Below are 11,263 nucleotides of genomic sequence, written 5' to 3'. Positions count from 1 at the left end.
CACCCCAACCCTCCCCCGGAAGGGGAGGGAGCCAACCCCAATCCCACTTTCAAGATGCTTCGACGAACCCTTCACTGCGCCTTTGCCGCCATGCTCCTCATGGCATCGGCCGCCCACGCGCTGACCGCCGACGAAGCCCGGGCCATCGCCTCCGGCGAATCCGAAGCCCGCATCGCCGCGCTCAACAAGGCCGTGCTCACGGCCGACGAGAAGACCGCCGCCTTCATCCAGGCGATGTCCGACGACGCAGTCAAGTACACCGAAGACAAGGTCTTCGTGATGAAGGACGACAAAGGCTTCGACCCCGTCACCGGCGCCGAGCTGAAAGTGCCCGACACCGCCGAAGACGTCGTCAACAACAACCTCATGCGCGGCGCGCTCGATGCCGCGCAGGCCGCGCTCAAGCTCACGAGCAAGGACGACGCGGTGCGCGCCGAAGCCGCACAGGCCCTGTTCAAGGAGCCCGACGAATCACGCATCCCGATGGTCGAGAAGGCGCTGGCCGCCGAGACCAACCCGAAGATCAAGGCGCAACTCGAACTGGTGCGCGCCGCCAGCATGCTCACCAGCGCCGACAAGGCCAAGCGCCTCGTGGCCGCGAAGGAACTGGGCAGCAACCGCAACCCCGACACCAAGCTGCTGCTCAACCAGCGCCTGGCCGACGAAACCGAAGCGGACGTCAAGGCCGCCATCGTCGCGTCCATCGCCAGCATCGACGGCTCGCTGGTCTGGGGCGACCGCATCAACGCCGTGTTCAGCGGCATCAGCCTGGGCTCGGTGCTGCTGCTCGCCGCGCTGGGCCTCGCCATCACCTACGGGCTGATGGGAGTCATCAACATGGCGCATGGCGAGCTGATGATGATCGGCGCCTACGCCACCTACGTGATGCAGGGCATCTTCCAGAAGTACCTGCCCGAGTCGACGTTCGGGCTGTACCTCGTCGCTGCGATCCCGGTGTCGTTCCTTGCATCGGCGCTGGTCGGCGCGGTGCTCGAACGCGGCGTGATCCGCTTCCTCTACGGCCGCCCCCTCGAGACGCTGCTCGCCACCTGGGGCATCAGCCTGATGCTGCAGCAACTCGTGCGCACGCTGTTCGGCGCGCAGAACGTCGGCGTGGAAAACCCCGGCTGGATGAGCGGCGGCTTCTCGATGCTGAGCAACGTCACGTTGCCGTGGAACCGCATCTGCATCATTATTTTTGCGGCGCTGGTGTTGCTCGCGATGGGATGGCTCATCGGCAAGACGCGGCTGGGCCTGTTCGTGCGCGGCGTCACGCAGAACCGTCCGATCGCCTCGTGCATGGGCGTGAACACCGCGCGCATCGACACCTACGCCTTCGCGCTCGGCTCCGGCATCGCGGGCCTTGCCGGCTGCGCGCTGAGCCAGATCGGCAACGTCGGCCCCGACCTGGGCCAGAGCTACATCGTCGACAGCTTCATGGTGGTCGTGATGGGCGGCGTCGGCCAGCTCGCGGGCACCGTGTATGCGGCGCTGGGGCTGGGCATTCTCAACAAGTTCATCGAAGGCTGGGCGGGCGCGGTGCTCGCGAAGATCGCGGTGCTTGTCTTCATCATCATCTTCATCCAGAAGCGGCCGCAGGGCATCTTCGCAATGAAAGGCCGGAGCGCTGAGGCATGAGCAAGGTCGTACTTCCAACCAAGGGGCCGCTGCTGAGCGGCAAGGGCTGGACGGCCTTCTTCGTCGCGCTCATCGTGGTTTGCGCGGTCGCGCCGGCGCTCAACATGTGGGTGCCCGCAGACAGCCCGCTGCACATGAGCGACTACGCCGTGGCACTGGTCGGCAAGATCATGTGCTACGCGATCTGCGCGCTGGCCATGGACCTGATCTGGGGCTACACCGGCATCCTCTCGCTGGGCCACGGCCTGTTCTTCGCGCTGGGCGGCTACATGATGGGCATGTACCTCATGCGCCAGATCGGCCGCGACGGCAACTACAAGAGCGACCTGCCGGACTTCATGGTGTTCCTCGACTGGAAGACGCTGCCCTGGCACTGGACCTTCAGCGACAGCTTCATCGCCACGCTGATTCTGGTCGTCGCGGTGCCGGGCCTCATCGCCTTCGTGTTCGGCTTCTTCGCCTTCCGTTCGCGCATCAAGGGCGTGTACTTCTCGATCATCACGCAGGCCATGACCTTCGCGGCCATGCTGCTGTTCTTCCGCAACGAGACGGGCTTCGGCGGCAACAACGGCTTCACCGACTTCAAGCGCATCCTGAATATTCCGATCGCCACGCAGGAGATGCGCATGACGCTGTTCGCGCTCACCGGCGCCACGCTGCTGGGCTTCTTCCTCTTTGCGAAGTGGCTCATCGGCAGCAAGTTCGGCCGCGTGCTGCAGGCCATCCGCGACGCGGAGACGCGCGTGATGTTCTCGGGCTACAACCCGCTGCCGTACAAGCTCACGATCTGGGTGATCTCCGCCGTGATGTGCGGCGTGGCCGGCGCGCTGTACGTGCCGCAGGTCGGCATCATCAACCCGGGCGAGATGAGCGCGGCCAACTCCATCGAGATCGCCATCTGGGCGGCGGTGGGCGGGCGCGCCACGCTGATCGGGCCGATTATCGGCGCCTTCATCGTCAACGGCGCGAAGAGCTGGCTCACGGTGGCGTACCCCGAGTACTGGCTGTATTTCCTGGGCGCGCTGTTCATTGCCGTCACGCTGTTCCTGCCGAACGGCATCGTGGGGCTGGTGCGCAAGTGGTTGTCGAGGGAGAAGGCACCGGCGGCCGGCGCCACGGCGGCGGTGAGCGACGGCCGCGAAGAAGCGCAACGCGCACTCGCCGCCTCGCAGGGCATGGAGCCGGAATCGCTGCACGCGCCGCTGGGCGCCGAACCGAAGGGAGCACGCGCATGACCCCCGACCTGATGGAAGCCGGCGCCGAGCGCGCCGCCCGCGCCCGCGGCATGCCCTACGACAGCGGCAGCACCGAATCGGGTGGCCGCGCCGCCGACTTCGGCCGTCACGTCACGCCGGGCGAGGTCGACGTCACCCATGGCCGCATCCTCTACCTCGAGGACGTGAGCGTGAGCTTCGACGGCTTCAAGGCCATCAACAAGCTGTCGCTCGACATTGCGCCCGGCGAACTGCGCTGCATCATCGGCCCCAACGGTGCGGGCAAGACCACGATGATGGACATCATCACCGGCAAGACGCGGCCCGACGAAGGCACCGTGTTCTTCGGCAGCACCATCGACCTGCTGCGCCACCGCGAAGCCGACATCGCCCAGCTGGGCATCGGCCGCAAGTTCCAGAAGCCGACGGTGTTCGAGCACCTGACCGTGTTCGAGAACCTCGAGCTCGCGCTGAAGACCGACAAGGGCGTGCGCGCGTCGATGCTGTTCAGGCTCGACTCGGCGCAGAGCGACCGGCTGGCCGAAGTGCTGCAGACCATCCACCTCGCCGACAGCGTGTCGCGCCTGGCCGGCAACCTGAGTCACGGCCAGAAGCAGTGGCTCGAAATCGGCATGCTGCTGATGCAGGACCCGAAGCTGCTGCTGCTCGACGAGCCTGTGGCCGGCATGACCGACGAGGAAACGGCGCGCACGGCGGAGCTGTTCCTCACGCTCAAGGGCAAGCACTCGCTGATGGTGGTGGAGCACGACATGAGCTTCATCCGCACCATCTCCGAAATCGTCACCGTGCTGTGCGACGGCTCCGTGCTTGCGCAGGGCACGCTGGACGAAGTGCAGGCCGACGAGCGCGTGATCGAGGTCTATCTCGGCCGCTGAGGAACCGAACCCATGCTCACAGTCAAGAACATCCACCAGTACTACGGCGGCTCCCACATCCTGCGCGACGTGAGCTTCGAGGCCACGCTCGGCAAGGTCACCGTGCTGCTCGGCCGCAACGGCGTAGGCAAGACCACGCTGCTCAAGTCGCTGATGGGCCTCGTCCCCATCAAGAGCGGCAGCATCGAGCTCGAAGGCAAGCCGATCCAAAAGGCCACGCCCTACGACAGGGCCAGGGCCGGCATCGGCTTCGTCCCTCAAGGCCGCGAAATCTTCGCCAGGCTCACGGTGGAAGAAAACCTGCGCATGGGCCTCGCCTACAAGAGCGGCAGCACGCCCATCCCGCAGGAACTGTTCGAGCTGTTCCCCGTGCTCAAGCAGATGATCAACAGACGAGGCGGCGACCTCTCCGGCGGCCAGCAGCAGCAGCTCGCCATCGCGCGCGCCCTGGCCCCCAAGCCCAGGCTGCTGATCCTCGACGAGCCCACCGAAGGCATCCAGCCGAGCATCATCAAGGACATCGGCCGCGTCATCCGCATGCTGGCCGACCGCGGCGACATGGCCATCGTGCTGTGCGAGCAGTACTACGACTTCGCCCAGGAACTGGCCGACGACTATCTCGTGATGGAGCGCGGCGAGATCATCGCGCGCGGCCTCGGCAAGGACATGGAAGCGCAGGGCGTGCGGCAGCTGGTGGCGATCTGAGCCCACTGGCCAGGCCCTCGCGGCCCTGCCAGTACAAGGTCTTCGGCAATTGCGTATCGGCGCGATTTCAGGGTTTACCCTAAAATCGCGCCTTGCCCGCGGCCGCCGGGCACCCCTCCCAGGAGCCTGGCCTTGAACGCCTCCCCACCCGCGCTGGACAGCGCGGTCACCGACATTTCTTCCTTTTCCCTGCCTTCGGGCAAGCCCGCCAACTTCCTGCGCGCGGTGCTCGCGCTTGGCGTCGGCGGCTTCGCCATCGGCACCGGCGAGTTCGTCATCATGGGCCTGCTGCCCGAGGTCGCGAAAGACATCGGCGTGAGCATTCCCCAGGCCGGCCACGTCATCAGCGCCTATGCGCTCGGCGTGGTGATCGGCGCGCCGGTGCTCGCGGTGCTGGCCGCCGGCTGGCGCCGCCGCGCGCTGCTGATCGCGCTCATGGCCGTGTTCGCGGCCGGCAACTTCGCCAGCGCCGCGGCTCCCAACTACCTGCTGCTGAACCTGCTGCGCTTCGCCGCCGGACTGCCGCACGGCACCTACTTCGGCGTGGCCGCGCTGGTGGCCGCCACGCTCGCTCCGCCGGGGCGCCGCGCGCGGGCCGTGGGGCTCGTAATGCTCGGGCTCACCGGTGCCACGCTGGTGGGCGTGCCCATCGCGGCATGGCTGGGCCAGTTCTTCGGCTGGCGCGCGGCCTTCGTGTTCGTGGGCCTCATCGCGCTGGTGGCCATCGCGCTGCTTCGCCGCGACATTCCCGACATGGCGCCCGCCGCCGGCGCCAGCCCCTGGCGCGAACTCGGCGCGCTCAGGCGCAAGCAGGTGTGGTTCACGCTGGGCATCGCCGCCATCGGCTTCGGCGGCATGTTCTCGGTGTTCAGCTACATCAAGCCCACGCTGATCGAGGTGGCCGGCATGCCGGTGGGCGGCGTGCCCATCGTGCTCGCGCTCTTCGGCCTCGGCATGGTGGTGGGCAACCTCGTGGGCTCGCGGCTGGCCGACAAGTCGCTGATGCGCACCATCGGCGGTGTCCTGGCCTATGCGGCGCTGGTGCTCGCGGTGTTCACCTTCGCGGCGCACCATGTCGTGGCTGCAGCATTCACCGTGTTCCTCATCGGCTCGACCGTGGCCATCGGCCCGGCCCTGCAGATCCGCCTGATGGACGTGGCCGGCGACGCGCAGACGCTCGCCGCCGCGCTCAACCACTCGGCCTTCAACATGGCCAACGCGCTCGGCGCATGGCTTGGCGGCGTGGCGATTTCCGCCGGGCTGGGCTGGACTTCGACCGGCTGGGTCGGCGCACTGCTCGCTTTGGCGGGCCTGGGCATCTTCGGCTGGGCGATCGCAAGCGCCCGTGCCGCCGCACGCCGGCCGGCCGCCGTCGCCTTCTGAGCCGGCTGCCGGCTACTTCGCAGCGGGCGTCGCGGCGCGCTCGCGCAGCAGCGCCGCGAAGTTCTGCAGTTCGACTGCATTGAGATCCGACACGGCCCAGGCCTGCATGCCGCCCTGGGCCCAGTGCACGAGCTGGTAGCCCTGCCGCGCGGAGAGCACCGGCGCCTGCGCCTTTGCATCCGCAGCCGGCCACACGAACAGGTTGATGACGTGCGGCCCCGAGCGGTAGACCAGCGCCGCCACCGTGCGCCCGTCCAGGTAGTCGAGCCGCCCGCCCGCGAGCGGAAAGCCCTCCGCGGCAAGGTCGACCACCGGCGGTGAAAAGTCGAGCTTGCCGGCGAACCACGGCTTGACCGCGTGATGGTCGGACGAGGCCACATCGGCCAGATGCGATGCCATCAGCGAGCGCACATGGTTGGCGGTGACGCCCTCGGCGAGAGCGTCCGAAGGCGGCACCGGCGTTGCCAGAAGCACGAGCGCCAGGCCCCAGGCCGTGGCCGCGCCGGTGCCGAACCATGCCAGCCCTTGCCACAGGCCCCGGTTTCGCCGCACCGGAGCGGGCGTGGGCGAGGCGGCAACAACAACTTCTTCCGCACGCACCGCCTGCCCGATGCGCGCGGCCAGCCCCTCGGGCGGCATGTGCCGCGTGGCATGGCGTCGGATCAGCGTGCCCAGTTCCTCGTCAGACATTGACATGGCGTGTCCTTCCTCCCGCGTCGCCGGGACGTTCCTCGCGCAGGCTCTCGCGCAGCATCGCCCGCGCGCGCGACAGCCGCGACATGACGGTGCCCAGCGGCACGCCCGCGATGCGCGCGATGTCCTCGTAGCGCATCTCCTCCAGCTCGCGCAGCACGATCACCTCGCGGTACACCGGCGGCAGCGCATCGATGGCGGCGTTGATTCGCTCGCCCTGCACGCGCTGCTCCCACTGCCGCGCCGGATCGCCGGCTTCGGGCGAGGAGGGTGCTGAAACCGCCTCGCTGTCGCGCAGCTCGTCGAACTCCACCTGGTCGGCGAGCTGCCGGTTCTGCCGCATCCAGTCGTAGCAGGCGTTGCGCACGATGCCCAGCAGCCACGGCCGGGCGCTCTCGCCGCGCAGCCCATCGAAGAACCGGAACGCGCGCAGATAAGCCTCCTGCACCGCGTCGTCGGCCAGCTGGTCGTCGCGCAGCAGCCAGCGCGCAAGGTTCCATGCCGCATCGAGATGCGGCAGCGCGGCGGCTTCGAACTGGCGTGTGCGGTCGGTCGACAGGCTCAAGGGCTCCTTCTTCCTGCATGACGTGGCAGCCCAGTTTTTTATTCCAGCTTTTTTTCGGGCCCCGCTGGAATAAGCAGGGCATGCCATGCGTCATGCCCTCTGCGGATTCTGCTTCTTCTTTCTTCTTCCAGGAGGTCTTCACCATGATCGCCATGCCCGGCTTCGCGCGCATCCTCGTCATCTTCGCGGCCCTGGCGGCTTCGGCCGGCGCCGCGCTTGCAGCAGGCCCCAAGGCCTATGTCGGCAACTTCAAGGACAGCACCGTCAGCGTGATCGACACCGGCACCGAGCGCGTCGTCGCCACGCTGCCTGTGGCGGCGGGGCCCGACGGCATCATCGTCGCGCCCAACGGGCGCAGCGTGTTCGTGAGCGGCTCGGGCGCCGCTGCCGTGAGCGAGATCGACGCCGCGAGCGACCGCGTCACGCGCGCCATCGACGTGGGCAAGGGGCCGCAGGGCCTAGCCATGACCACCGACGGCAAGTGGCTGCTGGTGGCCGTCAACGGCGACGACCGCGTGGCCTTCGTCGACACCTCGGCCCACGGCGTGAGCGCCACCGTGCCGGTGCCCAAGCCGCACACCATCGCCGTCCGGCCCGACGGGCGACAGGCCTACGTCGCTTCGCAGGAGCCGGGGCACTTCGCGCTGGTGGTCATCGACATGGCGACGCGCGCCGTGGTCACGCAGATTCCGCTCGACAAGCCGCCGCGCGACCTCGAGTTCAGCCATGACGGCAAGGCGCTGTACCTCACACTGGCCGGCGTGGCCGCCGTGCAGGTACTCAACCCCGCCACCAACCAGTGGGGCGCGCCGGTTCCCACGGGCGTGTCGCCGCACATCGCGCAGCACTTCATGGGCATGGCGAGCGGTGTGGTGGTGGTGCAGGGGCCAGGCGAGGTCATGTTGTTCGATCCGGCCACGCACGCGGCGGTGCGCAGCATCCCTGTGGGCAAGCAGCCGCATTGGCTCGACCTGTCGGCGGACGGCAAGAAGCTGTGGGTGAGCAACGAGGGCTCGAACGACGTCAGCGTGGTCGACCTTGCGGGCGGGCCCATGCACACGGTGGCGGTGGGCAACGCGCCGCGCAAGATCGCGTTGCAGCGCACGGCAGCTTCCGAAGGCGCGCACGCCGGCGGCTCGGCGCACGTGGCCATCCGCAACTTCGCCTTCGAGCCCGCGCAGATCACCGTCAAGGCCGGCCAGCGCGTGAGCTGGCAGAACGACGACGGCGCGCCGCACGGCCTGGTCTTCAAGGACGGCTCGACGGGCATCGACCTGCTGCTGCCCGGCAAGGCCTTCGCCCGCGTCTTCGACAAGCCGGGCGTGTACGACTATGTCTGCTCGGTGCATCCGTACATGACGGCGCGGGTCACGGTGGTGGGCTCGCAGCCGGGGTCCTGACTGTCGGCTTTCATCCGGCCTGATTGACAGGGGCGAGCGAACCGGGGGACATTGCCCCGGATGAAGGAAGAAAGACTCTCGCGCCGACGCCTGCTGTGCGGCGGGCTGGCCGCCGCTTCGCTGGGCCATCCGTTCCTGCGGCTGAATGCGCAGCCGGCCACGGCGTCGCGCGATCCGTTCACGCTGGGCGTGGCCTCGGGCGTGCCGCGCGCCGACGGCTTCGTGCTCTGGACACGCCTGGCGCCAGAGCCGCTGCAGGGCGGCGGCATGGGCGATGCGCCCGTCGAAGTGCGATGGGAAGTCGCCGACGACGAGGGCTTCAGGCGCGTCGTGGCGAAGGGCTCGGCGATCGCTATGGCCGAGCTTGCGCACTCGGTGCATGTCGAAGTGCAGGGGCTGTCGCCGGGCCGCCCTTACTGGTATCGCTTCACGGCCGGCGGCGCACGCAGCCCGATTGGACGCACGCGCACCACGCCCGCCGAGGACGACGGGACGCAGCAGCCGCTGCGCTTCGCCTTCGCCTCCTGCCAGCAGTACGAGCAGGGCTACTACGCCGCCTACCGCGACATGGCCGCGCAGCCGCTGGACTTCGTGGTGCATCTGGGCGACTACATCTACGAAAGCTCCTGGGGCTCGCGCCACGTGCGGCGCCACGAGGGCGGCATTCCCACGCAGCTGCCCGAGTTCCGCAACCGCTACGCGCTCTACAAGACCGATCCGCACCTGCAGGCCGCGCACGCCGCCTTTCCATGGCTCGTGACCTGGGACGACCACGAAGTGGCCAACGACTACGCGAACGATTTATCGCCGCGCACCGTCGACCCCGCGCAATTCCTCGCGATTCGCGCGGCCGCCTACCAGGCCTGGTACGAGCACATGCCGGTGCCCGCCAGCATGCGCCCGCGCGGGCCCGACGCCACCATCTACGGCCGCCATCGCTTCGGCCGCATGCTCGACGTGCTGCTGACCGACGGACGCCAGTACCGCTCGCACCACGCCTGCCTCGCGGGCCGCAGCGCGTCGCCGCTGGCCGACTGCCCCGGCCGGCTCGCGCCCGAACGCAGCTTCTTCGGCGCGGCGCAGGAGGCGTGGCTCGCGCGCGAACTCGCGGCGCCACCCGCGCAGTGGACCGTGCTCGCCCAGCCCACGCTGCTCGCCGAGGCCGACCGCAAGCGCGGCCCCGAGCACGGCTACTGGATGGACGGATGGGACGGCTACGCCGCCGCCCGCGCGCGCCTGCTCGACGGGCTGGCCGCACACAAGGCGCGCGGCGGCAACGCGCTGGTCGCGAGCGGCGACGTGCACGCCTTCTGGGCCGCCGACCTGCGGCGCGAGGCGCAAGGGCCGGCGGTGGCGACCGAATTCGTCGGCGGCGCCATCACCTCCGAAGGGCCGAGCGCCGCCAACGTGGCGAACATGCTCGCTAAGAACGAGCACCTGCGCTACGGCCGCGGCGACAAGCGCGGCTACGCGCTCGTGACGCTCGATGCCCGCGGCTGCGAGGTCGAGTTCCGCGCGGTGGAGGACGAGAAGAACGCCGATTCGGCCGTGGCGCCCATGGCCCGCTTCTCGGTGGCCCGGGGCGCGCCCGGCGTGCATCTCGAATCCACCTGAATCTCCGCCGCCTGCAGGATCGCGCGGCCATGCCTATGATGGCCGCCGCCATTCTTCATCCCTCTCTTTCCTCGGAGCGAGACCCCATGAGCATTCCCACCATCCGTCTCGGCCGCACAGGCCTCACCGTGTCGCGGCTCGCCCTCGGCACCATGACTTTCGGCCTGCAGACCGACGAGACGGTGTCGCACCAGATCCTCGACAAGGCGGCCGAAGGCGGCATCAACTTCCTCGACACTGCCGACGTGTACCCGCTTGGCGGCACGGTCGAGACCACCGGCCGCACCGAGGAAATCATCGGCCGCTGGCTGCAAAAGCAGGGCCCCGCGGGCCGCCGCCGCTTCGTCGTCGCCACCAAGGCGGTCGGCAAGGTCGGCCCGAACAGCTGGGACCAGGGCGCGTCGCGCAAGCACCTGCTGGACGCCATCGATGCTTCGCTCAAGCGGCTGCAGACCGACCACGTCGACCTGTACCAGCTGCACAGCGACGACCGCGAGACGCCGCTCGAAGAGAGCCTGGAGGCGCTCGACGTGATCGTGAAGTCGGGGCGGGCGCGCTACATCGGCGTGTCGAACTTCCTGGCCTACCGGCTGGCGCGCGCGCTGGGCAAGGCCGAGCTGCACAAGCTCACGCGCTACGTGTCGGTGCAGCCGCGCTACAGCCTGCTGTTCCGCGAGATCGAGCGCGAGCTGCTGCCGCTGGCCAGCGAGGAAGGCCTGGGCGTGATTCCCTACAACCCGCTGGCCGGCGGATTGCTGACCGGCAAGTACAAGCCCGGAGCGAAGCCGGAGGAGAACACGCGCTTCACGCTCGGCACCGCCGGTGGCATGTACCAGGACCGCTACTGGAACGAGCGCAGCTTCAACACCGTGGCCCAGCTGCACAGGCTGGCGGACGAGGCCGGCGTGCCGCTGGCCACGTTGGCGGTGGCATGGGTCATGGCGAATCCGCTGGTCACCGCGCCGCTGCTGGGTGCAAGCCGGCCCGATCAGCTGGATGCGACGCTGGCCGCCGCCGAATACAAGCTTGATCCGGCGCTGAAGCAGAAGCTCGACGAACTGACTGCCGAATACCGCAAGGGCGACGCCCCGCGCTGAGTTCGTCTTGCTCCTTCCCCCTCTGGGGGAAGGCTGGGATGGGGGCAGGCCTTTGCAC

At 68.7% G+C, this 11,263-nt stretch carries 10 protein-coding genes; 8 read left to right on the top strand and 2 right to left on the bottom strand.

Translation table 11 applies throughout. The features are described from left to right. Positions 1-90: 90 nt before the first annotated feature. The 5 genes from urtB (at position 91) to ACCC97_RS28010 (ending at position 5,836) form a co-directional block, all read left to right on the top strand. Positions 91-1,638, top strand: a complete 1,548-nt coding sequence (urtB, locus tag ACCC97_RS28030; protein WP_413336239.1) for an urea ABC transporter permease subunit UrtB — start codon at positions 91-93, stop codon at positions 1,636-1,638. Next, complete coding sequence (gene urtC, locus ACCC97_RS28025) at positions 1,635-2,873, top strand: urea ABC transporter permease subunit UrtC (RefSeq protein ID WP_413336237.1); 1,239 nt, start codon at positions 1,635-1,637, stop codon at positions 2,871-2,873. The genes urtB and urtC overlap by 4 nt, the downstream gene beginning before the upstream one ends. Then, on the top strand, positions 2,870-3,748 hold the full coding sequence (urtD, locus tag ACCC97_RS28020) for an urea ABC transporter ATP-binding protein UrtD (RefSeq protein WP_007837229.1): 879 nt from the start codon (positions 2,870-2,872) through the stop codon (positions 3,746-3,748). Before urtC ends, urtD begins: the two co-directional genes overlap by 4 nt. A gap of 12 nt (positions 3,749-3,760) precedes the next feature. After that, positions 3,761-4,453, top strand: a complete 693-nt coding sequence (gene urtE, locus ACCC97_RS28015) for an urea ABC transporter ATP-binding subunit UrtE (RefSeq protein ID WP_413336235.1) — start codon at positions 3,761-3,763, stop codon at positions 4,451-4,453. 132 nt (positions 4,454-4,585) lie between these two features. Continuing rightward, on the top strand, positions 4,586-5,836 hold the full coding sequence (locus ACCC97_RS28010; protein ID WP_007837231.1) for an MFS transporter: 1,251 nt from the start codon (positions 4,586-4,588) through the stop codon (positions 5,834-5,836). A gap of 12 nt (positions 5,837-5,848) precedes the next feature. Here the strand turns inward: ACCC97_RS28010 and ACCC97_RS28005 are convergent, their stop codons facing one another. Continuing rightward, a complete protein-coding gene (locus ACCC97_RS28005; RefSeq protein WP_007837232.1) occupies positions 5,849-6,532 on the bottom strand; it encodes an anti-sigma factor family protein in 684 nt (227 codons plus the stop codon). Beyond that, a complete protein-coding gene (locus ACCC97_RS28000) occupies positions 6,519-7,094 on the bottom strand; it encodes a sigma-70 family RNA polymerase sigma factor (RefSeq protein ID WP_413336232.1) in 576 nt (191 codons plus the stop codon). The genes ACCC97_RS28005 and ACCC97_RS28000 overlap by 14 nt, the downstream gene beginning before the upstream one ends. A gap of 143 nt (positions 7,095-7,237) precedes the next feature. On the opposite strand from ACCC97_RS28000, the gene ACCC97_RS27995 reads away from it, so the two are divergent. The 3 genes from ACCC97_RS27995 (at position 7,238) to ACCC97_RS27985 (ending at position 11,205) form a co-directional block, all read left to right on the top strand. Continuing rightward, complete coding sequence (locus ACCC97_RS27995; protein ID WP_413336230.1) at positions 7,238-8,494, top strand: plastocyanin/azurin family copper-binding protein; 1,257 nt, start codon at positions 7,238-7,240, stop codon at positions 8,492-8,494. Positions 8,495-8,554: 60 nt separating this feature from the next. Further along, positions 8,555-10,108 (top strand): alkaline phosphatase D family protein, encoded by a 1,554-nt coding sequence (locus tag ACCC97_RS27990; protein ID WP_413336228.1) that lies wholly within the window; start codon positions 8,555-8,557, stop codon positions 10,106-10,108. A gap of 86 nt (positions 10,109-10,194) precedes the next feature. After that, on the top strand, positions 10,195-11,205 hold the full coding sequence (locus ACCC97_RS27985) for an aldo/keto reductase (RefSeq protein WP_413336226.1): 1,011 nt from the start codon (positions 10,195-10,197) through the stop codon (positions 11,203-11,205). Positions 11,206-11,263: the final 58 nt, after the last annotated feature.

This window comes from Variovorax sp. Varisp85, from assembly GCF_047304045.1.
In the GTDB taxonomy this organism is placed as follows: Bacteria; Pseudomonadota; Gammaproteobacteria; order Burkholderiales; family Burkholderiaceae_C; genus Variovorax.
The sequence above is the reverse complement of the archived record's forward strand: the minus strand, read 5'-3'. Positions and strand labels throughout refer to the sequence as shown.